Source organism: Gluconobacter wancherniae NBRC 103581, assembly GCF_007988885.1.
Lineage (GTDB): Bacteria > Pseudomonadota > Alphaproteobacteria > Acetobacterales > Acetobacteraceae > Gluconobacter > Gluconobacter wancherniae.
This window is the reverse complement of the sequence record NZ_BJUZ01000002.1, coordinates 586133-612031: the sequence shown is the minus strand read 5'-3', so window position 1 is coordinate 612031 and position 25899 is coordinate 586133. Positions and strand designations below refer to the sequence as shown.

Genomic DNA, 25899 nt, shown 5'->3' with positions numbered 1-25899 from the left:
CAACGGGTATCCCCTTTTGAATCGGGGTCAGTCATATCGGACATGCCCTCAACAACAAGCAAATTAGAGTTTAAAAAACATCCTGAACGCCAAAAAACGTGAAAATTCAGCCAAATGTCACAGAAATGTCATTGTGAGAGACCGCCGGGAAAAGCACACTAAATACGGAACCGGGCATTTTCATATCTTCACGATTGGCCATAATCTGTAACGTCGCACCGTGTAACCGGAGGATTGCCGAGACCAGGCTCAGGCCCAACCCACTACCGGGAACATGCCGACTTTTGTCAGAACGATAGAAGCGACCGACCACGGCCTCTCGTTCATCTTCCGGAATACCGATCCCCGTATCCGTTACTTTCAGCCAGATTTTCCCATCGTCATGTGCCCCTGCAGCGACCGAGACACTTCCCCCCGCAGGCGTGAACTTAATGGCGTTATCGATCAGGTTAGCCAACACTTCATTAAGCAGATCAACATCCCCATAAAGCGTGATGGGCTGATTGATCCCATGCACAGCAAGGGAAATACCCTCAGTCTCGGCAATCGGCTCGTATAGATCCGCGATATCGGCAATCAGGGCACTCAGATCCATCTGAGCGAACCCTGCCCGACGGCGACCGTTCTCGATTTCTCCAATCCTGAGCAGCGCCGTGATGATCGAAAAACACTGATCAAGATCGAGTGTCGCCTGAGCGATCGTCGCATTCAGATATTCCGCGTCGTGCGGCGTAGCGGCAGCACGCTCCAGCCTCGCACGAACACGGGCGAGTGGCGTGCGCAGATCATGAGCGATATCGTTGCCAACATTTCGAATTTCATCAAGCAGATGTTCGAGTCTGTCCAGCATCCGGTTGACTGAACCCGCCAGCCGCTCGAGGTCGTCCTGCTCCCGACCAGCAGGGAGGCGTTCATGAACATCGCCGTCCATGATGAGGTCTATGGCCTCATGCATTTCCTTCACGCGGCCAAGAGCGCGATGGCTCAGGAAGATGCCCGCCAGCAACGCAAAGACGACAATCGGAACGACAGAAATGAGGGCAGCACGCTTTGTGATATAGCGGAGCTCATCTGCCATATGCATGGAGCGTGCGAGCACCAGAATCCGATGGTCACTGCCAGGCGGTCCTAGCACCTCCATTGCAAGAAAGCGCATTTCGTACGCCCGATCGCCCGGCGGATCGATCCATACCCGCTGCGGCCGCGAAGCCAAGGTGAGTCCCTGCGGCCAGGTTTTTATATCACCCACAATCATATTATGATCGAGATCGAATAGAGCCGCGCCGTTCAGAATAACCCTCAAATCGGTCTTGCTACGCTCCCGCACCTCATATTCAAGCTGTTCAGGCGTCTCTCGGACCAGAAGGGCAGCTTCGCGTTGCAGCAGGTCGTTGGAGCGCTCAAGCTCGTATCCATTCATCTGGACGTATACGAGCGCAAACTGCAGCAGCATCCCCGAAATAATCGCCACAACAAACGCAAGTGTCAGGCGGAAAGTGGCCGTCCGAAATAAATCAGCCTGGAACACGGAGACTAAATCCTGCTCCACGAATGCTGTGTATCAGAGGCGCCTCCCCCGGCCCGTCAACCTTTCGGCGGAGCTTCCCGATATGAACGTCCACAAGGTTAGTCTGCGGGATAAAACGATAATTCCACACATCCTCCAAAAGCATGGTACGCGTCAGGACGGTGCCCGGCCTACGCATCATGTATTCCAGAAGACGAAACTCTCTAGGAAGAAGCTCCACATCCCGGCCATCGCGGGTAACACGTCGCTCAATCAGATCCATCGATAGCGGACCAACATGAATCATTGTCGCCCTGCTATCGTTCGGGCGACGCATCAGCGCCTCCAGACGGGCAGCAAGCTCTTCCATCGCGAAAGGTTTGGTCAGGTAATCATCGCCCCCCGCTTTGAGACCACTCACGCGATCATCGACCGCCGACAGCGCAGAAAGAACGAGAACGGGAACAGTGATGTTCTGCTCTCGCAGCGCCTCGATAACGCTCAGGCCATCAAGCTCAGGAAGCATGCGATCCACGATCATCAGATCGTATTTCCGCGAGCGCCCTTCATCGAGCCCTTTGCGCCCCGTATTTTCGTGACGAACGTCATATCCACGGGTTTTCAATTCGTCGACTACTTCAGCCGCGATACTCGCGTCATCTTCGATCAACAGAATCCGTGCGATCGGATCGGTAGGGCGGGCAGCCCCGTGTTCATGTGCAGGCGTCATGCTCATGATCCTCACATGCGGGAAGAGTGTCTGTCATCCCATTAAAATCGCTTTAAACCTTGGACAAATGAATAATTGGCAACTGAACTCACTTAAAGCATACGACATTGATCTGGCAGCGGTTCTGCCAGATCAATCATAGTTCTAAGGCAACAACACTTTGCCGTCAGAGCAGTTCCTCAGCAGGGCCTGCATCAGAAATTTCTTCCGACGGCTCTACACCATCCAATGCTCTCAGGCGGCGCCCCAGAACGCGGGAACGGCGGCGTGCTTCCTCAATGGTATTTCCTATGGTCCCGGCATTGCGCTGCAGACGCTCCAGCACCTGATCCATCCGCAGCATCTCCTGCCGCGTTGCTCCCAGAAGGGTGGCGATAGCTTCCGTCCGCTCTTCAAGGGACAACGTTACATAGCCCAGATGCACCGTTCGAAGCATTGCTGGCAAAAGTGAAGGCCCCATGATGATGACACGATATAATCGTCCGATTTCATCAATAACCCCGGGCATTCTCGCTATCTCGGCATACAGGCCATCCGTCGGAAGATAGAGAACAGCAAATTCTACCGTCACAGGAGGAACAATATATTTGGACGCAATCTTGCGAGCTTCAAACTTGATGGACGTTTCAAGCGATTTTCGCGCCGCACGTTCTGCATCGACATCGCTGATTTCGGACGCATTCAGCAGGCGTTCATAGGCCTCCGTCGGAAACTTGCTATCAATGGCGAGGCGGGGAGCGTTTTCCCCACGGACAGGCATCTTCACGGCAAATTCGACAACCTCACTCCCGCTTGCCCCAAGACGGAAATTCGTATCGTAACTTCCCTCAGGCAGGATATCGTCGAGAATAGCGCGACACTGTGCCTCTCCCCATCCACCACGTGTTTTGACGTTGGAAAAGAGTCGTTTCAAATCGCCAATCTGCGCCGTAACGCTGGTGACCTCGCCCAGCGCTTTCTGCATGGCGCTGAACTGCTCGACTACACGTTGAAAGCTGCTCTGCATCTGCTTTTCAACGGCCCCGTGAAGCTGTTCATTCACGGTGATGCGGATACGTTCAATCTGCTCGCTTTGGCTCTGGCTCATCTCTCGCAATGCATCGGAAATCAGGAGCCTTGCCTCTGCCTGATCATGCCCTATGCGCTGCGTCAGCGTCCCAAGTCGCTCGCTGGTTTCAAGGCGCAATTGCTCCAGACGCCCCGCAATAACGCGCTCCACATCGGCGAGATGAGCACGCTGATATTCAGCATCCTGCGCGCGATCACGTGCTTCCCGCTCCAGAAGCCTTGTAACACCATGGCCTCCACCGCCACGCAAGAGCGCAACAGCGGCGATCCCCATGGACAATATCGCGATGAGCCATGGTAAAAACTGCACTAAACCAAATGATCCGTCCTGCATGACAACTCTTCTACGCGCCCATTACGCAACGGCCAACGGACGCGTAGAGATTAGCAGATCAGGGCTGATGGATATTTCCATAGCTGGCAGCGCCGAGACCGGGGCACGAACATGGCGCACCCAGCGGAACCTGGGTCGGCATCTTGCACGTGTAAATGCCCGCCTTGCAGGTATAGCCATACCCGGCAACCGGAGTGCCCGGCGCCACAGGCCCCGGAGCGGCAGTTCCGACACAGGCTCCAAGGCCAAGGAACGACAGACCGGCAGCGGCGCTCAGAGTAGTCCGAAGAATGGAACGGGACATGATTGCTTCCCCATGAAAACAGTAAGAGATAGTGCGGCAACGGAAACGACTGACAGGGACCGAAGTTCTATCGCGCCCATCAAGCCTATCCTGGCGACATGTCCAGATCGTGACGCCCGAACGGATTCAGAAATTCAGACGACGCCCGCAGCTGCTTTACCAGCCGCAACTCCACTCGCCCAAGCCCATTGGAAATTATGGCCACCAAGCCAGCCCGTTACATCAACAGCCTCACCGATTGCATAAAGACCTGGCACATCGCGGGCTTCCATTGTCTGCGAAGACAAACCACGCGTATCGATTCCCCCACGCATGACCTCGGCCTTTGCATACCCTTCTGTTCCCGCGGGCAGAAAGGTCCAGCGCGATACCCGCTCGGCAAGCGCCTTCAACTGACGATCCGGCTGATTGGCCAACATCACATCTCCAAGATCCGAAGCCAGCTCTTTTGCCAGCCGGGACGGAAGCGCTTCAAGAAGGGATGGCGGCAGAGCTTTGGGACGCGCTTTTTTGATATCGAGCAGCATCTGAAACACGTCACGTCCCGGCAAAAGATCAATTTCGACGGGCTTTCCGGCTTCCATATATGATGAAGCCTGCAAGATAGCCGGCCCCGAGAGCCCCCGATGCGTAAAGACCATTCCGTCTTCGAAGCGTGCGGCCTTACCATGACCACGAGCAGCAACATTGAGGGAAACACCCGCAAGTGAGGGGTCAGCATCTGCCAGAATCAGGGGCACAAGAGCAGGAGCAGTCTCGACAAGTTTCAGGCCAAAGCGCTTTGCCAGACGAAGCGACAGATCCGACGCCCCGAGTTTGGGAATAGACAGACCGCCCGTTGCCAGAATGACTTTCCGGGTTCTGATTTCCGCATGGTCCGTCACGACCCGGAACTCTTCCCCCTCACGCTCAACATCCGTGATCCGGGTGTCCATCCAGAGCGTACAGCCCGCATCATGTGCTTCAGAGACGAGCATTTCGACGATCTGTCTCGCAGAACCGTCACAGAAAAGCTGTCCTTTGGCTTTTTCGTGCCAAGCGATCCGGTGACGCTCTACAAGCTCCAGAAAGTTCTTGGGCGTATAACGGGCAAGCGCTGAGCGTGCGAAGTGACGGTTCTGGGACAAAAAACAGTTCGGGCTGGTGTCCATGTGCGTGAAGTTGCAGCGCCCCCCGCCAGATATGAGGATTTTGCGCCCTGGCTCTGGGCCATGGTCCAGAACCAGCACGCGTGCACCACCCTGCCCGGCAGTAGCTGCGGCCATAAGGCCCGCCGCGCCCGCGCCGAGAACGACAACATCCCAGATCATGCCAGTTTCCTCAGAAATCGAGATTTGCGTAGTGTTCGGGAGGATTGAACCCGCTGACACGATCATTAAGAAGACTGCGGAAACAGGGGCGGGATTTTACCCGTGCATACCAGTCTTTCGCAGCCGGAGCCTTGGACCAGTCCACGTCCCCGATAAAATCCAGAGCCGAAAGATGTGCAGCCGCTGCGAAATCAGCCATGGAGAGCGCGGGCCCAGCAAGCCAGGTCCGTGTTTCGGCCAGCCAGCCGATATAATCCATGTGGAAACGCATATTCGCGTAACCCGCACGAAGAGCATTGCCGTCAGGATGGCCTCGTCCGAACTGACGCTTATCCACCTTTTCACCTACAAGATTGCGCGTGACCTCGGCTGCAAATTTCGTATCGAACCACGCCATCAGGCGGCGGGTCTCGACGCGCTCTGCAAGAGTGCGGCCCATAAGCGGGGTGTCCGGATAGGCTTCGTCTAGATATTCGCAGATCACACGCCCTTCGGGGATCGCGAGACCATTTTCCTCGACAAGGACAGGAACCTCACCCGAAGGGTTAAGATGAAGGAATTCCTCGCGCCGCTCCCACACCCGTTCGATCACAGGTTCATAGGGCAGTCGCTTCTCGCCGAGCACGAGACGGACCTGTCGGCATTGCGGAGACAGTGGAAGGTGATGCAGGATACGCATCCTCACTTTCTATGTCAGCCAAGGCCCGTGCAACAAGAGCACATCGGGCTATCCGGTACAGGTCCAGCGAATTTTCCATGATCGATCCCTCCGCTTCCGTCTCTTCACAAAGCGCACCAATGCGAATCCGTGCACGCGGACGGTCATTTCTTGCACTGGTCCTTTCACCGGAGGCCCCTCTCGCACAGTGGCTTGATGGTCTCGATCAGCAGATCGCCCGATCCGGCTCTTTCTTCAGCGGTAAACCGGTTATTCTGGACCTGGGCCTTCTGGGCGCCAGAGAGCCCGGCCTTGCAAGCCTGCTGGATGAACTCAGAAGCCGCGGAGTACGACTGATTGGCATTGAGGGTGGAGATCGCAGCTGGCCCGCACTTGCCAACTGGGAGTGGCCGGAAAGTTTTGATGGTGGTCGGGCCTCAGGTGCCGTCGAGATACCGGACGATGCTGCTGCTACCCCTACCGCTCTCCCCGCTACGCCCGCGGAAACTCTCATTCTGAATGGGGCGATCCGCTCCGGGCAGTCCATTCAGCATCTGCATGGTGACATCGTCGTACTTGGATCCGTCTCGTCCGGCGCTGAGATAGTGGCCGCGGGATCAATCCACATTTACGGGACACTGCGGGGCCGCGCGATTGCAGGCGTTGGCGGCAATTCAAAGGTTCGGATATTTGCATCCCGCCTTGAAGCAGAGCTTCTGGCGATCGATGGCTATTACGCCGTCTTCGAGGACATCGACGCCTCTCTTTCCGGACGTCCCGCTCAGGCAGTACTCGATGAAGACCGCGTGAGCGTCATTCCACTTTTGTCCTAAAAACAGCTTTTTTCCATGGTTGCCTCGGAACCGCCTTTATTCACCTGTTGCCGGACCCTATAAGGTTTCCATAGACTGAACGCATAAGCGCAGTCCGCGCGACAGACGGCCAGACAGGGCCGTAACAGAGTTTTTGGAGTATTCATGGCGAAGGTCCTGGTTGTCACCTCCGGCAAGGGTGGCGTCGGCAAGACAACATCTACCGCCGCCCTCGGTGCTGCTCTCGCGCAGAGCGGCCAGAACGTGGCCGTCGTGGATTTTGACGTCGGGCTTCGAAACCTTGATCTGGTCATGGGTGCGGAACGCCGCGTTGTGTTCGACCTCATCAATGTCGTTCAGGGTGATGCACGGCTCTCACAAGCACTAATCCGTGACAAACGTTGCGAAACCCTGTCCATTCTGCCCGCGTCCCAGACCCGGGACAAAGACGCACTGACCCCCGAGGGTGTGGCACGCGTCATGGACGAACTTCGCGAAAAGTTCGACTGGGTCCTGTGTGACAGCCCGGCTGGTATCGAACGCGGCGCGCAGCTTGCAATGTACCATGCAGACCAGGCCGTGATCGTCACGAACCCGGAGGTCAGCTCGGTTCGTGATTCGGATCGCATCATTGGAATGCTGGACAGCAAAACTGCACGCGCCGAGCGTGGTGAGCACATGGAGAAGCATCTCCTCCTCACGCGCTACGATCCGGCCCGCGCCGCTCGCAAGGAAATGCTGAGCGTTGAAGACGTACTCGAAATTCTTTCTATTCCGCTTCTAGGCATTGTGCCGGAGAGCGAGGACGTCCTGAAATCTTCGAATGTCGGTGCACCAGTTACGCTCGCAGCTCCCGACAGCATGCCTGCCCGCGCCTATTTCGAAGCCGCCCGTCGCCTGGCCGGTGAAAAGATCGACGTTTCGGTTCCAGTCGAGAAGCGTGGGATCTTTGACTGGCTCTTCAACAAGAAGAGGGTCGCATGAGCTTTCTCGGAAACCTGTTTGCCAAACGCCAGCAGTCCAGCAGTGCGGTCGCCCGTGATCGCCTCCAGATCCTGCTTGCCCACGAACGTGGGGCGGGTGAAAGCGGTGATTCCGAGCTGATTCAAAAGCTGCACAAGGAAATCATGGCAGTTATTGCGCGTCACATCGCGGTTGATCAGGACAAGGTCCAGATCAAGGTGGATCGCACAAGCGGTTGCTCCATGCTGGAAATTGACGTGGAAGTTCCTCAGGAGCTTTTAAAGAAATCCGGCGGGGAACGTCAGCGGGCCTAAATCCGTTTCCACGTCTTCCAATGATGCAGCCTCCTCTCTTCGCTGGCTGCATGTTTCGTATTTTTCAGGGGCACGCAGATGAGCGGTTTCTTTGGCAACATCATGAATTCCGCAATGGGCGCACTTGGCGGCCAGCTCGGAGACAAACTAGGCGGCAGTTTCGGCGATATGTTGAAAGGCGAAGGCCTGAACATGCTGATCTCCCAAGCGAAAAATGCTGGCCTGGAAGACAAAATTCGTTCCTGGATCGGCAGTGGCGAAAACCTTCCGATTACAGCAGACGAACTGCGCAATCTGCTGACAGACCAGCAGGTTCAGATGCTGGTTTCCAAGACTGGCCTACCTGCATCTGCAGTGCTTCCTGCCCTTGCGCAGCTTCTGCCATCTGCAGTCGACAGCCACACACAGGACGCGGCACCAGATCACACCGCCTGATTTTTTGCTTTACCAGTATAAAAAAAAGCCCCGCAGCAAATTCAGCTGCGGGGCTTTTTTATGATCTCATCTTTGAAAAAGTCAGGAGTGGTGCCCTATTTCGGCATAAACCTCAGTCTCTTGGGATGCCCGGCTTCTCTTCGGCACTCTCCGGCAAGGCGTTGTAGGGCTGCGGAGCTTCAATGGGGAAGCGGACAAGCAGGTACGGCGGGACGCGCATATCATGCCCCTCGTTGAAGGATGCGAGACGGTTCCATTGCCCGAATGTACAATAAACATAGTCTGAGGCAGCAAAAATTCCATCTGGCGACAGCGCCCTTGGATCGCGGAGCATCAGTTCAAAAGAGCCATCTACATTCCGGCGCAGAATGCAGTCATGCTCGTAATTTGTTGTGTACAGACGATCATGAGAGTCGAAATCCAGACCATCCGCGACACCTTTCTCGCCCTCATATCGAATGGCGGCCTCAAGCTTTTTGTCGTCAGACGTCGGATCAGACAGGATATCTACTGGGATGCTGTAAAGTTTCCGGCTCGTCAGCGGCGCAAAATAGAGCGTTTTCTCATCTTTCGTTATTGCGATGCCGTCGACGCCCCCGGAAACAAGCTGCGGATGCTTTGGCAGGTACTGGCGCGGGACACCTTCCACGATTGCCAGGAAACCCGCTTCGGGAAGTATGGCAGAGCTTTGTGTAAGAACACGCCGGGCCTTCCCTGAGCCAACATCCACCACCACCAGCCCGGGCTTCGTGCCGAAAGAAGAATCAGTTACGAACACCGTCCCCTCGGACCCATGCGACAGACTGACCCGGAGGTCATTCATGTGACTATCTGGCAACAGGGCGGGCACCTTAAGAACCACATTATGAACAATCGTATTGGTTGCAGGATCAATACAAACCACCTTTGCTGCACCTGGCTGCAAAGGGTGCCCTGCCCGCTTACCGTCATCAATCAGCCACAGCCGCCCCTGCCGGTCCACTGTCATGCCGTGAACGGAAACCAAACATTCTGCGGGTGATGCGGTGCTTGGAAGACTGATCCCTGCCGAGGGGTAAGGAACCACTTCCCCCCCCACCAGTTCACCAAGAGTCGCGCCCTTATGATCGACTGCATGCCGCGGAAAACCAACAAAAATACGACCATTTGGCAAGACAGCAATACCCGAAGGCCCGGGACCTTCAAACCGCGCCACCTCCTCAAAGCTTCCATAAGGCTCAGTGCCGTTGTCCTGATTTCCCTCAGCTTTCGCTGCTGAAATGGCAAAGGGAGCAGCAAGAGAAATTGGCGCCACAGACGCAGAGCGAAGGAAATGACGTCGTTTCAAGTCTAGAACTCCCATAGAGATGCACGTGTCATATTGCGACAACGCGACAGAACCAGAAATGCTTTTTCCAACACGAAAAAATGCGTGTTTTGAACGTTCCGTATGAAGAAAATTATGTTGACCATGCAACAACACGAATGCAGGATGGCTAATTCCTATTTCACTATAGAAAAAAGAAGTTTACTGTGACTGTTCGGTTTTCTCGTCGCCACGCGGCCCTTCTCGGCACTTCCCTGCTCGGCTCCTCCTTTTTGGTTGCCGCAGGTGAAGCATGCGCAGCAACTACTTCCGAACAGACAACGCACGCGCCACGGCATGTAAAGTCTGTGCCGCCAGCCCCCATTCACCGACCCGTGACTGCTGCAAAAACCCGCCCGGCCATCACCGACGTTTCAGGCGGAAGCGAGGCAGTTATCGTTACGGGAACGCGTGAATTCGGCAAAAAAGCACGCGATTCCGTATCGCCAGTTGATGTCGTGACCAGCCGCCAGCTTACCGCCACAGGCCAGCCGACACTGCGCGATGCAATGGCGCTGCTGCTCCCCTCCGTCACCACGCCAACAGGCGGCTTTGATACGGGCGCACTCACGGACACCATCAGCCTACGCGGCCTGAACCCGAACGAGACACTGGTGCTGGTGGACGGGAAACGTCGGCATACCACGGCCAACATCTATGCAGATCCGGGCCCGATGCAGGGTGCAACGCCTGTTGATATCGACATGATCCCGATGGCCTCCATCGATCATATCGAAGTTCTTCGTGACGGCGCCTCCGCTCAATACGGTTCGGATGCAGTTGCCGGGGTGGTTAACATCATCCTGAAGAAGCAGGCAAATGGCCTGACGATGCGCTCCAACAGCGGAATAACGAGCGAGGGAGATGGCTTCCAGCAAGGCGTCTTCCTTGATGGTGGCTTCAACATCCATAATCGGGGCTTCGTTCATATCGGCGGAGATTTCGTTCATCAGGATCACACTTACCGATCAGGCGCCGACAGCCGTACCGGTCGGTATGACAATAACGTACTCAGCCAGCCCGAACAGACCCGTGAAAGCATTGCAATCAATGCGGGCTACGATATCACAGACAACGTGCAGGCCTATGCGACGGCCACTTACGCCCATCGTTACGCGCAATCCTATCAGAATTACCGCGTTCCAAGCTCACTCAGTGCATATCCGGGCTACGCTGCGATTTACCCGTGGGGCTATTCCCCACTCGAGACGATTAATGAAAATGACTATGAGCTGACAGCTGGTCTCAAGGGCACGCTGGCAGGATGGCACTGGGATGTCTCATCCGTTTATGGGCGTGACTTCAACGATATTGGCGTTGCCAACTCAGCAAACCTTTCGCTGAACAGCGCGACTGGCCGCACCCCGACAAACTTCGATGCCCAGGGGTACAACAGCACCCAGTGGACCAACAGCGTTGATATCAGTCGAAATTTTCATACGTCCGTATGGCCTTACGCAATCAACGTGGCTGGCGGCGCGTCCTACCGTTATGAGGCCTATTCGATCGGAACAGGCTCCGCAGACAGTCTTTATGGCAGCGGCTCAGACGCCCTGTCCGGCACCAATGCCGGGAATGCAGGCAATTTCAGCCGTGATGTTGCAGCAGGCTATCTGGATATCTCGACACATCTGATGAAGCACTGGCAGGTGGATCTTGCCGGACGTGCGGAGCACTACACGGATGTCGGCAACACACAGACCGGCAAGGTCTCCACGCGTTATGATTTCAGCCCGCGCTTCGCAATACGCGGGACGTTCAGCAATGGCTTCCACGCGCCTACTCTGGCTCAAGAGCACTACTCAGCTCTTGCCATTTCCCCAACTGCTGCACGCGGCCTGATTGCCGTAAACTCGCCGGGCGCGCTGGCAAACGGTGCATCAGCCCTGAAGCCGGAACACAGCACGAGCGCTGAAGGCGGCATTATCGTCGAGCCGATCCATAAGCTCCATGTGACGGTCGATGTTTATCAGATTGATCTACGTGACCGCATCATGCCCGGTGGCAACGTTTACGGTCAGCAGGCCTACAACGCCCTGAGCGCAGACGGCTTTGGGCTGCCCGCAGGTTCTGAAAGCTGGACGTCGGGCCAGTTGTCCACGCACTGGTTCGCCAACGTCGCAACGACGCGCACCCAGGGTCTGGATCTAACGGCTAATTATCCGAGCGAGTTTGGTCAATATGGCCATGTCGACTGGGACGTTGCGATTAACCTCAATCGCACCCGCCTGCGCCATCAGGCAGATGGCACGGACGGAAGCCCCCTTCTGAACACCCAGTCAATCGCTTACCTGACGACGGCTTACCCCCGCAGCAAGATTATTTTTGGTGGCCTCTGGCACTCTCCTGGTCGTGCATGGTCGGTCTCTGTTCATGAAATCCGATATGGTCAGACAACGTCTCAGCTGACTTACTACACAGGCCCTAATGCGTTCTCGACAACCAAGTACCTGCAATTCCAGAATTCGCCCAAATGGACAACGAATGCGTCTGTTACGTATAATTTTGCGCGCCACTGGAGTGTGACACTTGGCGGAAACAATATCTTCGCCAAATTCCCGTCGGCTGTTCCTGTTGCCAACCGTTATCTCGGCGCGCCCAAATACTATATGAGCACATCACAGCTTGGCATCAATGGTGGCTATTACTACCTTGATGTATCTGCCCGCTTCTGATTTTCAATCAATATCTGCCCGCTGCTTTTATCGCTGCGGGCAGATAGCACTGATCAAAGTTCGGACCATATCCGCAGCAAATTGTGATACACGTTTGTCAGTCGCAGCACGTCCGGATCATCTGCCCCAACTCGGCGACTCAACTCCATGATGCTCTGATCCAGATCGAACAGGACAGTGCGTTGTTCCTGCGATCGTATGAGTGACTGCGTCCAGAAAAATGAGGCCCACCGGCTTCCATGCGTCACTTCGGATATCGAATGCAAAGCGGTCGTTGGGTAGACAATCATGTCCCCCGCAGGCAGTTTTATCGCCTGTTCTCCAGACGAATCATGGATCAGGAGCTCACCCCCCTCATACTCATCCGGGCCGCTGAGGAAGAGCGTACTGGAGACATCTGTCCGGATACGTTGCCCCCCACTGGAAGGTATAGGCCGCAGCGCATTGTCCACATGCGCACCAAAGCGCATGCCAACGTCGTACCGGTTGAAAAGCGGAGGGACGACACGCAATGGCAATACGGCACTGTTAAAAAGCGGGTTCGTTCCGAGCTTTCGCAAAATGAACGTTGAGAGCTCGCGCCCCAACTCGCTTTCGGGTGCAATCTGCAAATTACGCTTTGCCTGAGCAGATTGAGAACCAGCCGTTCCTCGCCCATCGACCCATTCGCCAGTCTGAAGTTGACTGCGAATGTGCAAAAGATCGTCACGGGAAAGCACGGAAGGTATGTGGAGCAGCATGATAAAATACCTCAGGCCCTTAAAGCGGCAGAGCAGCGCCGGAGAGCAGTCTTAGTTAAGATGTCCCATAAATGAGATTGGATATCATTTGCAACTAAAGTGTCTATTTAAACCGGGAGCCGATCGCTTCAGCATCAGGCTCTGCGAGCCACGCACAAAGACGCAATATGGCGGCGACATAACGCCATGTCGGGGGTGCCACTTTGTTTGCAAGCAAGCTCATAAGCCTGCGTCTCATCAGCGGCCCGTGAGAGAGCCCCAACTGACCATCGTTCTAATGCGCGGTTGAAGGCATCCGTGCGTTTAAAAAAAACGGGTGGTTTGAGGTTACGCACCGCTTCCACGCGAGACTGACCAGCCTGTATAGCAAGTGCTACGCGCTGCAACCTTACCAGCACACCCAATGCAGCGCGCGCTACTGCAACAGGATTGGCACCATCAGCAAGCGCTCGTTCCAACGCCCGATCGGCGCCCGCCCGGTCCCCGGAGAGTGCCGCATATACCGCATCTTCCAGCGAACTGCCGCCTGCATCCCCTACGCAGTCCTGAACCGCGTCGATATCAAGTTTTCCGTTGGATCCTGCGTAGAGAATCAGCTTCTCAATCTCGCCACGCACGCCACCTCTATCCGAGCCCAGTCGGCCAAGAAGCCACGCCAAAGCATCGCGGTCGATACGCACATTCTCTGCCAAAAGGGCATCTGTCACTGTTTGAGAGAGCGCCCGCCCCTCTTCCGGATAGCATGCAATCGACGCAACATTTTTCCGCCCTTCAGCCAGGGCTCTCAGCTTAGACCGTGAAGCCAGACCTGGGGCTTCAATCACGATCAGTGTGTCGGTTTCTGTTTCCAGTGACCGGGTCAGGGACGCTGTTAAACTGTCCTGCGCATCCCGCACCCAGACGACACGTCGCCCACCCATGAGTGAAAATGCAGTCGCTTCTTCCTCAAGACGCTCATGGGTCTCCCGATCGAGCTGCGCGACACGGAACGGATCATCCAGTGCCCCGGCTACCAAACCAACAGCGCGCGAAGCCCGCTCCCGGATAAGGCCTGAATCCTCTCCGTAGAGAAGAATTGCTCTCCAGGAACCGGCCTCCTCGATCGTCCGCACAATACTGCGAGCGTCGATTTTCATCAGTCGTTCGGATCCGCAGCGGACGTTGTTGACGTGCTGTTGTTCAGACGTCCCGTAGCAGAAGCAGGGAAGCCATCCGCGCCAGCCTGATGCGAGACAGTTCCGTGATCAGACGGCATGGCATCCGGATCGGCAAAGCGCGGAAGCGCTGCCTCCGCCGCATGACCGGGCTGAATGTGAGAGCGGAACCAGACACCAATCTGCTGTGTCATGTTTTGGGCCAAAGCTTCCGCAACACGTCCCGTCGAACTCTCACTGTTCAGGGTCTGGGCAAAATACTGCTCGAATGTCGCATTATATCCGTCCAGTACCCGCGTATCTCCTTCGGCCAACAGCTTTGGGAACTGCTCGACGGTAAACAGCCTCCAATGGGCTGACCCAGAAATACGCATACGGCCGGCAGTGTTATCGCCGTGAATGTCGATGGCTTCCTGAGCAGCACTTCCACCTACCTGCAGCGTGTAACCATCCGGCTGCTCAGGAGCAGATCCGCCCAGATCTTTCTGCAGCGCCAGACGCATTTCCTGGCCATAGCGGCTGGGAATGTTCTGAACGTAGATCCTCTGCAGTTCATGAGAGACGTCCACCTGCCCCCCTCCTCCCTGAGCGTAAAGAGGAGCAAATCCACAACCGGAAAGACCCAAAAGCCCCAGCAGGGAAAGACAGGGGATGCGTGTCATGATCAGCCCGCCACCACAAAGTTTACAATGCGGTTCGGCACATGGATTTCCTTGACCAGGCGTTTACCTTCAAGAGCCCGTGCGACATTCGGCTCAGCCTTCGCAGCAGCCAGAACTTCGTCCTTGGGTGCATCTGGAGCCATCTGAATGGTACCTCTCAGCTTGCCAAGAACCTGCACACCGATCGTAACACTTTGCACGGCAAGCCATTCTGGAATCGCCTGAGGCCAGGCACGCTCCACAACCAGAGCACCTTCTGGCTCGAGCAGCGCCATAAGGTCTTCGGCAAGGTGTGGCATCATCGGTGCACAAAGCAGCGTCAATGCCGTGGCAGCTTCTCTTCTTGCGGCTGCCAGCCCGGTATCATTTTTGCGATCGGCATCTGCAAGTGCGGATGTCAGTTCATGAAGACGCGCAACTGCTACGTTGGGCGTAAAAGCCTCGAGCGCTTCAGTGACAGCCGCGATGGTACGGTGCGTAACCCGTCGAAGGTCATCTCCGGCAGCCTCATGCCCGGCGTCTACAGCATCACGCGCTGCCACCGAAGACACAAGACGATGGACGCGCTGCCCGAAACGGGCTGCAGCCGCCACACCAGATGCCGTCCACTCCATGTCACGCTCGGGAGGGCTGTCTGAAAGAACAAACCAGCGTGCTGTATCCGCCCCAAATTTCTCGATAATCGCGACCGGGGACACCGTGTTCCGCTTGGATTTGGACATCTTTTCAGAACGCCCAACCTTGACGGTCGCACCATTGTCACGCCGAACGACGTCTTCACCACGACGCTCTACCTCTTCGGGGTATAGCCAGCCTTTTTCGTCACGATAGCTTTCGTGCGTCACCATCCCCTGCGTGAAAAGACCCGCGAACGGTTCATCAATTCCCAGATGTCCGGTTTCGTGCATCGCACGCGTAAAGAAGCGTGCGTAGAGCAGATGAAGGATAGCGTGCTCAATACCGCCAATATACTGATCGACGGGAAGCCAGCCATCTGCAGCGGCCGGGACCGTAGGGTTCGCGGCATGTGGGCTGGTGAAGCGGGCAAAATACCACGAACTATCGACGAAAGTGTCGAATGTATCCGTTTCCCGGGTCGCAGCCGTACCACAATTGGGACACGAAACGTGCTTCCAGGTGGGGTGGTGATCCAGCGGGTTGCCCGTACGGTCAAAGGTAACGTCCTCGGGCAGGACAACCGGCAACTGATCATCCGGAACAGGCACGGCACCGCATGATGGGCAATGCACTACCGGAATGGGGCAGCCCCAGTAACGCTGTCGGGAAATTCCCCAATCACGCAGGCGCCAATTGACGACGCTGTGCCCAACGCCCAACCCTTCCAGACGCTCTATCGATGCCTTCTTCGCAGAAGCCGTATCGAGCCCGTCCAGAAAACCAGAGTTGTAAAGTGTTGCATCTCCCGTGACCGCTTTCGCGCCCACTTCAAATGAGTCTGCATCTTCTCCGACAGGAAGAATGACGGAAGGCACGGGCAAACCGTATTTCCGCGCAAAATCAAGGTCGCGCTGATCACCACATGGGCAACCGAAAACTGCACCCGTTCCATAATCCATCAGAACGAAATTTGCGATCCAGACAGGAACACTCGTCTCAGGGTCGAGAGGATTGGAAACACGGAGTCCGGTATCAAAGCCCCTTTTTTCAGCAGCCTCGATGACTTCTTCGGACGTGCCAAGACGACGGCATTCTTCGATGAAGGCAAGAGCTTCCGGATTATTTTTGGCAACATGCAACGCAACCGGATGGTCTGCGGCAATACCGACAAAACTCATACCAAACAGGGTGTCAGGACGCGTGGTAAAAACCTCGATGCCGTCCAGATCCGTGTCAAAACCCTCTGGAGGATTGTGCAGCGGAAAACGAACGCGTGCACCTTCAGAGCGCCCAATCCAGCGCTCCTGCATAGTCCGCACGCGCTCCGGCCAGCGATCCAGATCTTTCAGGCTGGCGAGCAGAGGCTCGGCGAATTCGGAAATCTTCAGAAACCACTGTGAAAGTGTCTTCTTTTCGATGAGCGCGCCGGAGCGCCAGCCACGACCATCAACAACCTGCTCGTTAGCCAGGACGGTTTCATCAACCGGATCCCAGTTGACCGACGAATCCCTTCTCTCGACCAGGCCACCAGCAAGCATGTCCAGAAACAGCTTCTGCTGCTGACCGTAATATTCAGGCTGGCAGGTCGCAATTTCACGATCCCAGTCCAGCGAAAATCCAAGCCGCTGAAGTGTTCCGCGCATGGTCGCGATGTTTTCCATCGTCCACTTGCCCGGATGCACGCCGCGCTCGCGTGCGGCGTTCTCGGCGGGCAGGCCAAACGCATCCCAGCCCATCGGATGCAGCACGGAAAAGCCCTGCGCGCGCTTATACCGCGCGACAACGTCACCCAACGCGTAGTTGCGCACATGCCCTACGTGAAGCTGTCCCGACGGATATGGGAACATCTCCAGCACGTAGTATTTTGGCCGGTCAGCTGGTGGAACATCAGGTACGGAAAATGAATTCCGGCTTTTCCATTCTGCCTGCCAGAAAGGCTCACGGGTATGGAAGTCGAAAGCGGGTGTCGTAGAGGTCGTGTCGCTCATGGTCGTTTCAATTAGTCCCGGCCACCATTTTCCGCGCGCAACTGACGGGCGCGGGCAAGGATGCGGGTTGTAATGTCAGAAGTGGTTGTTGCTGCAACTGGAGTATCCTGCCATTCGCCATCCTGACGGACCTGGCGGAAAACAGAAACACGCAGGGCGTCAGAACGCAGGCGACGGTCCAGAACATAAGCAGCGATTTTGAAACGCTCGTTCTGTGTAGCGGGCGGCTGGTACCAATCCGTCAGGATAACCCCACCCACGGCATCGGCAGAAGCCAGCGGCATAAAGGAGAGCGTGTCGATCGCGCCCCGCCAGAGATAGGCATTCACCCCGCCTCGAAGCTGATCATTTCCGCCCTCTGCACCACGATCAACACCAATCAGGTGATTGCGAGGTGCCGTCAGGCTGCTCGGATCACGGCCGCTGCTGCAGGCCGCTACTGTGCCCAGAGCTAGCACACCGAGGGCAATCCGGGCCGGAAGAAGGCGGGAAGAAGAGGGTACTGACGTCTGTGAACGAAGGGTCATGGTGGTCCTGCGGGCCGCGCCGGGGCCGATCACGAGCAAGGAGGCAGACTGGCGAGGCCTGACACCGGCGATATGAACATGTGCCATAACATATCCTGCACACACGGGAAGGCCAAGCGTCTCCGTAGATACATCTCGTGACGATATCAGGTTTCGGGAAGCCCAGCCTGCCGGAGTGCGTTTTCAATCAACACCCGCTGGGGGCTTGGCAGGTATTCAAGCCGACGCATCACGCGCCCTACCGTCAAAGATGACGAGAACGACAAGAGATGTGTCCTTACGGCGTCGATCTCGCCAGAATCCCCGCCTTCAGTAACCAGGGCGACAAGGTATGGAACCAGACAACCGGAGGAATGAGGGTACATTCCGGCCAGCATACGCCCGCTCTCAACAACCTTGCGCCCCTCCCCTGCCAGAACACTGATCAACATGAAAAAAGGATCAAGGAGCGCGTATAACGGGGAGCGGCACGGGCTCAGACGAACCTTCTCAATCTCCAGCAGCGCATCCGCCATCCGTCCTGCAAGCAGGCACTCCATTGTCGTGCAGAAATAATAACCGATCGTGTAAAGAATAACTTCGTCAGAGGGGGCGTCTTCCATGAAAGACGCGAAAACAGATTTAGCCTGCCCTTGTGTTTTCGGGTTAAGATAAAGGGCAGCCGCCAGCATTGGCAGATAGACTTTCTGATATGGCATGAGAGCAATGACGGCTCGTGCTGCATCCAAGGCATTCTGCTGGCAACGATCCTCTTCTATGCTCCAGTCACAGACAGATCGGCCGTAAAAAAACAAGGACTGCAGCATTGGAATAAATGCCTGTTGCCCATCCTTCCGGCGGGCATGTTCAAGCAGTTGTTCGATCTCGGAAAAAGTACGACCATCCCGGTTCATCATGAGAAGAAATGCGCGAACACCACATCCCAGCGGGGACAGATTACCCCTCGGCAGATTCCAGCTCCTGCGCGCCTCGGCCAGAACAATTCCCCACTTAATGGACTGAGCTGCAGCGGACAGCATCACTCTCGTATGCGCCAAATCCACGACTTCTATCTCGCAATGCGTTCCCCAGATGATCGCAGCGTTTTCGCGAACATCCAGAACTCGCAGCACGAGCCTTGGCTTCGCGCCCCCCATCGCAGGACGCAGGGTGCCGCTCACCAGATAATCAGCTCCCATCCCCTGATAAGACTGCATGGGATTGATAGCATCTGGCGTGTAGCCTGACGGTGTCGTCAGAACACTGATCAACCCCAGATCGACAAGTAATAATTCAAGGGTTTCTGCCAGTTCCCTTGCGTGTTCAACACACTCTGCGTCAGCAGCAAAAGTCAGGAACAGAACGGAAGCAAGACTGCTGGCAAAATATTCAGCTCCGTTCTTGTTCGCAATCAGGAGTACGTCTTGTTTCTGCTGATTTACCCCCCCTAAATCGTGAACCAAAGACGAATAGCTCGCCGAGCTATCCGCCCCACCGACAAACTGTCCTGGGAGCATTTCTTCTTGAAACACATCCGCAGCATCGCCTGGCTCTCGTGGGAGTAGAACCCGGTTAATCAGCGCTTGAGTCTGAGCGGCCGGCACACGATCTGGCTGACGTTCAAACGCTTTCAGAAGATTTTCGGCGATAGCGCCAGCGCGCGCGTGATCGCCTCTGGATAAAGCTGCCTGAATGCGCGCTCTCCAGGCGGTATCATTCAGTTCATCCATCAAAAGAAGACGCTCGGCCTCAGTATCAATCTGATCCGGGTCCCGCAGTTCCCTAAGACGAGTTTCACACACGCCTTTTATATGAAGGGTGATCCGCTCTCGCTGCTGATCAATCCACTCGTCAAAAGCCGGATCTATACCGTTTAGCTCGCCAAGCAGCAGAAGATCCGGGGGAAGCAGGCCTCCCAGTGTACGGCTGTTCGCCGTCAACACACGCTCGGCATCCACAGACGTCAAAGCCGGTTTCAGCGAGAGGGTATGTCGTTGAACGTCGATAACGTCCACACCCAACGGGCTGAGTGCATCCAAAAGTCGATGTATATCCTGCCGAAGGGACGCACGCGCCATTTCTTCGGGGCGCCGACTCCATAAAAGTTCAGAGAGGCGGGAACGCAATACTGGCTTCCGGTCAGAGAGAGCCAGAATAGCCAGAAGCGCACGCGTTTTTCCACCGATTGGAAGAACACTTTCACCAGTCAGTGTACGCGCTTCCATTCTTCCGAAGAGCGTAAGACGTAGAAGCGTGGGGTCCGCTTGCCGCGCAGTCTGCACACCGATATCGAGCATTACAGTGCCCCCCCAAAAAAGCGAAGTTCATGAAAGCATGGAGCGGACACAGCACAGAAACCAATCAACACCAGAGCTCGAAATTGCGAAAAACCGAACATCAAATCACTGATAAAATGGGAAAATTTTTCAAAAGGTCCCAATAGCAAAATGAAACCGATACCTTTACTCAATCCAGCCACCTGCTTAACATTCCCGACCGCACTCATCTACGCCCGACCCACAATCCAGCGCAGACTTAATTATTAGAAGAAAATCCGAAATAATGATTAGCATTTCACCTTAAATTCAAAATTGGAAGGCGAATTCTCTCTGAACATTTGGAAGCCTGCGAGGTTTCAGCAGCAACCTAAAAATTAACTAAGAATATTTTTGAAGCTTCGTGAAAAAGCCGTCAATGTAGCACCTCAAGCAAACCTGTAATGCACTTCAGGCACATTCGATCGTCTGACGCTTTATTTTCCACTGCATGGAATTAACAGGCCGCAACGCACGTATTGTTGCATCTTGCAGTACGGACGTAACCGAGATATCAATGCCTCGTTGTGTCCGCGTAGCTCAGCAGGATAGAGCACAGGATTCCTAAGGTTTAATTGGGCGCCATGACAGGAAACTTCATGGTGGATTTGCTCAAATTCGGGGAACGCTCTGGCAGCAGCCGTGCCAATCCCGAGCCAAGCCCTCCGCTATAGCGGAGAGAAGGTGTAGAGACTGTACGGGCAACACCTTGATCTTCGGATTGTGGTGAAGAGACAGTCCAGACCACGAACACGCCTTTCACGAGGCCTGGCGGCGAAAGCCGAAGTGGTATGAATCCTGGGGTCGAGGGTTCGAATCCCCCCGCGGACACCACACAACATGCACTCTTGCTAAACGTCGAACAGCATGAGGGCCCTAGCCCCGAATAGCGGCCAGCAGAACCGTCTTAAAAAGATGTTATCGCCCCTGAATCCGATAAAGGCATCTGGATGGAATGAGGTAACCCGATGACTGCGTGCACCAGAAAAATCAGGAGCGCGGCGGTCAATAGAACGGCAAAAAGCCTTCCAAAAATACGAAACGATACGACGATCAGGCCAAGCAGAATGACTGAAAGTACAATCGTCTGAACAGCACCATGGATACCGACATTCGTCAAAAGAGAGCGGGCCGTCATTTCAATAAATACGAAACCTGTCAGAATTATCCCCAACAACCCTAGAATAAACCCACATATGATATTGAAAACAGACTGCATAAAGACACCCTCTCCTACATAAATGACGTATAAGCTTCAGAAGCGGTTCCGTGAAAGCTATTCGATGATGATTCACGATCATCTGGACGGATCGAGAGCCACTCGTTACGAGAGATAGATGAAATTTCTGCGAGGCCTCCCTAGATGAGCTCATCATGACGAGCACCCCTGCACTGACGCTTACGATCATTCAGTCCATCCTGCCAATCCTCGTGACGCTGGCTTTTGGCTATTTTGCGGCGTTCCGTCGCGATTTTGATTCCCAGCAGGCTGGCGTTCTAATCCGCCTCGTCATGCTTTATGCGCTGCCACTGGAACTTCTGGTTTCAATTCTCAGCACACCACGTGCGCAGGTATTTTCAGCAGGGCCACTGGCCAGCCTGATCCTGCTGGCGATGGTCGGTGGCTACGCGATAATCTTCTTTATTGTTCGCCTGGTTTTCAAGCGCCGCAATAGCGAAGCTGCCCTGATCGCCATGACCATTACCGGCCCTTCCGTGCCGTTCATCGGCATTCCAGTGCTTGGTCAAATTTTCGGCCCCCCCAGCTCAGTGCCGATTTCTATCGCATCCTTGGCCATGAACCTGATCCAATTACCACTCACCCTGATTTTAATGGGGCATGATCAGGGGACCCAGCGCGCACGCGATCTGTCACAAGAGAGAAAAAGCGAGCTTCGTGAACTTCTCGGCCACCTTTTGCACTCCTGCCGTGAGCCAGTTGTCTGGGTTCCAATGATGGCGCTCGCTCTGGTAAGCGTAGGCGCGCATCTCCCTGTTTTTCTTCGCGGCTCACTGCAACTGCTCGGGCGAGCCACTGGCGGCGCTGCTCTTTTCGCATCCGGTGTCGTTTTGTTTACGCGTCAGGTTCGCCTTAGTCCGCTGGTCGCCGTTATTGTTGGCATTCGAAATGTAGTGATCCCACTGATCATTTATGGCCTAGCCCGTGCATGGCACCTTCCAACACTGACCTTACAGGAAAGTGTTCTGACGATGGCGATCCCAAGTGCCTCCATTAATGTTATTGTGGCTATGCGTTATCGTGTCCTTGAGCGCGATGTTGCATCCGTCCTGTTCTTTGGCACCTTGAGTTCAATCGTCACCATGTCCTTTTTCATCTGGCTTACTGGCGCATGAGCAGCTTCCTTTTTGTGTGCACAGGCAATATTTGCCGCTCTCCTTTGGCCGAAATTGCAATGCGCAATGAAGCGGAGCAGCGCAATTTACTGCTCGACATAGATTCCGCCGGAACCGGAAGCTGGCATACAGGTGATCCACCAGACCCTCGTGCCCGCAAGACAGCAATTCGCCATGGGCTGAATGTCGATCAATTGAGGGCAAGGCAGGTCACTCCGGATGATTTCCAAAGGTTTGATCACATTATTGCCATGGACCGATCTCATCTTTCTTTTTTAAAGAAAATGAAGCCTTTAGAAAGCAAGGCAAAACTTTGCCTGATGTTGGACTTCCTGCCACACAGCGGACGAAAGGATGTCGTTGATCCATATTATGGCCCCGATGCAGGCTTTGAAACGACATGGCAGGATGTTAGCGCCGCTTGTGCAAAAATGGCCGAGCAGATGCTGGACGACATTCAAGACTGACAACTTCATTAGAGGAAATTCTGATGACCAGTGACCGCCCGGATATCCTGCTGATTGATCAGCTCCCCGACAGTGTTATACAGCGTCTATCAAGCGCCTTCACACTACATCGCTACGAGAACCTTGAATCTCTCAGGCCTATTGCAGAAAAAATACGTGCTGTTACAACTGGAGGCGGTCCTGGTGTCCCCCCGGATATTATGGCAGCGCTTCCAAAGCTTGAAGTCATTTCCGTAAATGGCGTTGGGACGGACCAGATAGATCTGAATGAGGCGCGTCGTAGGAAAATTGGCGTTGCGACTACGACGGGACTTTTGTCTGATGATGTCGCAGACATGGCAATCGGCCTCATGCTGGCGGTGAAGCGTCAAATCGTTACGAACGACAGATTTGTGCGCTCAGGCGAATGGGCCAAGAAACCCGTCAGACTTTCCCACACCATAGGCGGGCAGAAAGTTGGCATCGCAGGCTTTGGGCATATCGGACAGGCAATCGCGCAGCGCGCGGCAGCATTCAATACCGAGATTGCATATTTCAATTCACGGCCGCGAACTGAAAGTAGTTTTCGCTTTGAACCGGATTTGGAGAATCTCGCAGCATGGTGCGACATTCTCATACTAGCCGTTTCGGGTGGCCCACGGTCCGCTAATATGGTCAATGCGCCAATTCTGGAAGCACTTGGTCCCCATGGTGTTCTCATCAATATTTCACGAGGCAGCGTGGTTGATGAAGACGCGCTGATTTCAGCCCTACGCGAAGGAACAATCGCTGGCGCCGGGTTGGACGTCTTTCAAAACGAGCCCAATATTAACGACGCATTCTTCACACTGGAGAACACCGTTCTTCAGGCGCATCAGGCATCAGCGACACAGGAAACGCGCTCAGCGATGGGCAATCTGGTGGTCGAGAACCTTCTTGCCCACTTCGCGGGGCGCCCTTTACTAACACCCGTTATCTGAAAATCAGCCGATAAACTGCTCGGCTGTAATTCTTTCCGATAGACCATGGTCCGGATCAAACAGGATTGTCGCACCCCGGCGATGATCCTGCTGAACCACAACCTCAGCCACGTCCCTGATTTCCATAAAATCGGCCACCGCCGCAGTTGGACGCTTATCGGTATCCATTAAAGTAAGGCGTACAACCGCAGTAGAAGGCAACAAGGCCCCTCTCCAACGACGTGGTCGAAAAGCCGATATGGGTGTCAGGGGCAATATGTTTGCACTCAACGGCACGATAGGACCGTGTGCAGACAGATTATAAGCGGTCGAACCAGCAGGGGTCGCGACGATAACCCCATCGCAAATCAGTTCTTCCATACGAATTTTACCGTCAACTTCAATGCGAATACGAGACGTCTGCCTTGTCTGACGAAATAGGAATACATCGTTAAAACCAAGTCCCTCCCGAACCTGGCCATCAACGGTGGTAGCCACCATATGTAGCGGGTGAAGTACTGTTGCCTGCGCCTTACTCAATCTGTCTCGCAGGTCATCCTCGGTTTGCACATTCATCAGGAAACCGATTGTTCCGTAATTAATGCCGTAAACCGGAATGTTATGACCTAGTACCCGGTGAAGGGTTTCCAACATGAAGCCATCACCACCAAGACTAACTACAATGTCTGCCGTTTCGAATGCGACATTTCCGTAACGCGCAGACAGCATATGTAAGGCAGTCTGGGCGATATCTGTTGCCGCAGCGGCAAAAGCTATTCTCATAAAACTAGACCAGACGCCTGTTTGCATGCACCGGCATACGCTCACGCACCCGCGTCACCATCGACATATCCAGTTCCGCAACACTCCAACCTGGATCGTCTCCCATTCTAAGCACGACTTCGCCCCATGGATTGACGATCATGGAGTTGCCGTATGTCTGGCGATGCTCGCCATGAGCATCCACATGCCACCCAGTCGTACCACAAGCCACTACCCACGCCTGCGCTTCAATCGCTCGTGCACGGATCATGATCTCCCAATGAGCTTCGCCAGTTTGTTGCGTAAATGCTGCAGGCAAAAAGATCAGCTCCGCATTTTTTTTTCGAAGCTCCAGGAAAAGCTCAGGAAAACGAAGATCATAACAAATCGCCAGACCCGCTTTGACACCATCAACATTGATGACCAGTGTCTCACTGCCGGGAGCGTAACTATCACTCTCGCGATAGCCCTCACCATTCGGCGTCACAACGTCAAAAAGATGGATCTTTCGATAGCGCCCCTGCTCGTTCCCCGAATAGTCAAAGACAAGAGAAGTATTCGCAAGAAGGCCACCATGAAGCGACGTCTTCTCACCTATCGAACCTCCATGAACCCACACCTTATGTTTCCGGGCCATACTCTGGAGAGCACTATAAATCTTGCCTCCAATAGCATTTACCTCAGGTAGCAGTTCAGCACATTTTTGCTTTGTCTGAGAAGCGCCCCCTAGACAACTCCACATCTCTGGTAAAACTACTAATTCTGCCTTGCCATCCTGAACGGCTTTACTGACAAGCTGCTCCGCTTGGAGAAGATTTCTCTCAAGATCGTCCGTTGGGTTCATCTGAATCAGAGCAACGCGCATGGTAAATCCTGCTGAAAAGGCGAGAGAATTGAACGATAGGCGAAGCAATGATCAGATGTAAGCCTCACCCCGAT

At 54.8% G+C, this 25899-nt stretch carries 24 protein-coding genes; 8 read left to right on the top strand and 16 right to left on the bottom strand.

Annotated elements, in window-relative coordinates:
- Positions 1–106: 106 nt before the first annotated feature.
- The 6 genes from GWA01_RS09870 to fzlA all read right to left on the bottom strand — a co-directional run bounded on the left by GWA01_RS09870 (position 107) and on the right by fzlA (position 5932).
- Complete coding sequence (locus GWA01_RS09870) at positions 107–1528, bottom strand: sensor histidine kinase (protein ID WP_146797094.1); 1422 nt, start codon at positions 1526–1528, stop codon at positions 107–109.
- Positions 1515–2243: a response regulator transcription factor gene (locus GWA01_RS09865; protein ID WP_146797091.1), complete on the bottom strand. Its 729-nt coding sequence runs from the start codon at positions 2241–2243 to the stop codon at positions 1515–1517. The genes GWA01_RS09870 and GWA01_RS09865 overlap by 14 nt, the downstream gene beginning before the upstream one ends.
- 160 nt (positions 2244–2403) lie before the next feature.
- Entirely contained in the window at positions 2404–3639 is a 1236-nt protein-coding gene (locus tag GWA01_RS09860) for a DNA recombination protein RmuC (RefSeq protein WP_146797088.1), read from the bottom strand.
- Between the two features lie 58 nt (positions 3640–3697).
- Complete coding sequence (locus GWA01_RS09855) at positions 3698–3943, bottom strand: hypothetical protein (RefSeq protein ID WP_146797085.1); 246 nt, start codon at positions 3941–3943, stop codon at positions 3698–3700.
- Between the two features lie 134 nt (positions 3944–4077).
- Positions 4078–5253: a BaiN/RdsA family NAD(P)/FAD-dependent oxidoreductase gene (locus GWA01_RS09850; protein WP_146797082.1), complete on the bottom strand. Its 1176-nt coding sequence runs from the start codon at positions 5251–5253 to the stop codon at positions 4078–4080.
- 10 nt (positions 5254–5263) lie between these two features.
- Positions 5264–5932 (bottom strand): FtsZ-binding protein FzlA, encoded by a 669-nt coding sequence (fzlA, locus tag GWA01_RS09845; RefSeq protein ID WP_146797078.1) that lies wholly within the window; start codon positions 5930–5932, stop codon positions 5264–5266.
- 77 nt (positions 5933–6009) lie between these two features.
- Here fzlA and minC point away from each other — a divergent pair, with 77 nt between their 5' ends.
- From minC to GWA01_RS09825, 4 genes are all read left to right on the top strand, one after another.
- Positions 6010–6744: a septum site-determining protein MinC gene (minC, locus tag GWA01_RS09840; RefSeq protein WP_228118489.1), complete on the top strand. Its 735-nt coding sequence runs from the start codon at positions 6010–6012 to the stop codon at positions 6742–6744.
- Positions 6745–6888: 144 nt separating this feature from the next.
- The gene (gene minD, locus GWA01_RS09835; RefSeq protein WP_146797075.1) at positions 6889–7707 is read left to right on the top strand and encodes a septum site-determining protein MinD; all 819 of its coding nucleotides are present in this window, start codon (positions 6889–6891) and stop codon (positions 7705–7707) included.
- Positions 7704–8000, top strand: a complete 297-nt coding sequence (gene minE, locus GWA01_RS09830) for a cell division topological specificity factor MinE (protein WP_146797072.1) — start codon at positions 7704–7706, stop codon at positions 7998–8000. The genes minD and minE overlap by 4 nt, the downstream gene beginning before the upstream one ends.
- A gap of 78 nt (positions 8001–8078) precedes the next feature.
- On the top strand, positions 8079–8435 hold the full coding sequence (locus GWA01_RS09825; RefSeq protein WP_146797069.1) for a YidB family protein: 357 nt from the start codon (positions 8079–8081) through the stop codon (positions 8433–8435).
- Positions 8436–8547: 112 nt separating this feature from the next.
- Here the strand turns inward: GWA01_RS09825 and GWA01_RS09820 are convergent, their stop codons facing one another.
- Positions 8548–9762 carry an SMP-30/gluconolactonase/LRE family protein gene (locus GWA01_RS09820; protein ID WP_146797066.1) on the bottom strand — a complete coding sequence of 405 codons (1215 nt, stop codon included), beginning with the start codon at positions 9760–9762 and terminating at the stop codon, positions 8548–8550.
- Positions 9763–9947: 185 nt separating this feature from the next.
- Here GWA01_RS09820 and GWA01_RS09815 point away from each other — a divergent pair, with 185 nt between their 5' ends.
- Positions 9948–12455 (top strand): TonB-dependent receptor plug domain-containing protein, encoded by a 2508-nt coding sequence (locus GWA01_RS09815; protein WP_146797063.1) that lies wholly within the window; start codon positions 9948–9950, stop codon positions 12453–12455.
- 53 nt (positions 12456–12508) lie between these two features.
- On the opposite strand, the gene GWA01_RS09810 is transcribed toward GWA01_RS09815, so the two are convergent.
- The 7 genes from GWA01_RS09810 to GWA01_RS09780 all read right to left on the bottom strand — a co-directional run bounded on the left by GWA01_RS09810 (position 12509) and on the right by GWA01_RS09780 (position 21657).
- Entirely contained in the window at positions 12509–13195 is a 687-nt protein-coding gene (locus GWA01_RS09810) for a Fe2+-dependent dioxygenase (RefSeq protein WP_146797060.1), read from the bottom strand.
- Between the two features lie 134 nt (positions 13196–13329).
- A complete protein-coding gene (gene holA, locus GWA01_RS09805) occupies positions 13330–14331 on the bottom strand; it encodes a DNA polymerase III subunit delta (RefSeq protein WP_146797057.1) in 1002 nt (333 codons plus the stop codon).
- Complete coding sequence (locus GWA01_RS09800) at positions 14331–15011, bottom strand: hypothetical protein (RefSeq protein WP_146797054.1); 681 nt, start codon at positions 15009–15011, stop codon at positions 14331–14333. Before GWA01_RS09800 ends, holA begins: the two co-directional genes overlap by 1 nt.
- Positions 15012–15013: 2 nt before the next feature.
- Entirely contained in the window at positions 15014–17617 is a 2604-nt protein-coding gene (leuS, locus tag GWA01_RS09795) for a leucine--tRNA ligase (protein WP_146797051.1), read from the bottom strand.
- Between the two features lie 11 nt (positions 17618–17628).
- Positions 17629–18144, bottom strand: coding sequence for a DUF3576 domain-containing protein (locus tag GWA01_RS09790; protein ID WP_146797803.1), 516 nt, complete (start codon positions 18142–18144; stop codon positions 17629–17631).
- A 146-nt stretch (positions 18145–18290) separates the two neighbouring features.
- Positions 18291–20420: an AfsR/SARP family transcriptional regulator gene (locus tag GWA01_RS09785; RefSeq protein WP_146797048.1), complete on the bottom strand. Its 2130-nt coding sequence runs from the start codon at positions 20418–20420 to the stop codon at positions 18291–18293.
- Positions 20421–21345: 925 nt separating this feature from the next.
- Complete coding sequence (locus GWA01_RS09780) at positions 21346–21657, bottom strand: hypothetical protein (protein ID WP_146797045.1); 312 nt, start codon at positions 21655–21657, stop codon at positions 21346–21348.
- Between the two features lie 155 nt (positions 21658–21812).
- Between GWA01_RS09780 and GWA01_RS09775 the strand changes: the two genes are divergently transcribed.
- The 3 genes from GWA01_RS09775 to GWA01_RS09765 are packed head-to-tail and all read left to right on the top strand — an operon-like array spanning position 21813 to position 24219.
- The gene (locus GWA01_RS09775; protein WP_146797043.1) at positions 21813–22793 is read left to right on the top strand and encodes an AEC family transporter; all 981 of its coding nucleotides are present in this window, start codon (positions 21813–21815) and stop codon (positions 22791–22793) included.
- The gene (locus GWA01_RS09770; protein WP_146797040.1) at positions 22790–23260 is read left to right on the top strand and encodes a low molecular weight protein-tyrosine-phosphatase; all 471 of its coding nucleotides are present in this window, start codon (positions 22790–22792) and stop codon (positions 23258–23260) included. The genes GWA01_RS09775 and GWA01_RS09770 overlap by 4 nt, the downstream gene beginning before the upstream one ends.
- A 23-nt stretch (positions 23261–23283) precedes the next feature.
- Complete coding sequence (locus GWA01_RS09765; protein WP_146797038.1) at positions 23284–24219, top strand: 2-hydroxyacid dehydrogenase; 936 nt, start codon at positions 23284–23286, stop codon at positions 24217–24219.
- Between the two features lie 3 nt (positions 24220–24222).
- Here the strand turns inward: GWA01_RS09765 and GWA01_RS09760 are convergent, their stop codons facing one another.
- Both GWA01_RS09760 and GWA01_RS09755 read right to left on the bottom strand, forming a co-directional pair.
- Positions 24223–24981, bottom strand: coding sequence for an NAD kinase (locus GWA01_RS09760; RefSeq protein ID WP_146797035.1), 759 nt, complete (start codon positions 24979–24981; stop codon positions 24223–24225).
- Positions 24982–24985: 4 nt separating this feature from the next.
- Complete coding sequence (locus GWA01_RS09755; protein WP_146797032.1) at positions 24986–25825, bottom strand: carbon-nitrogen hydrolase family protein; 840 nt, start codon at positions 25823–25825, stop codon at positions 24986–24988.
- Positions 25826–25899: the final 74 nt, after the last annotated feature.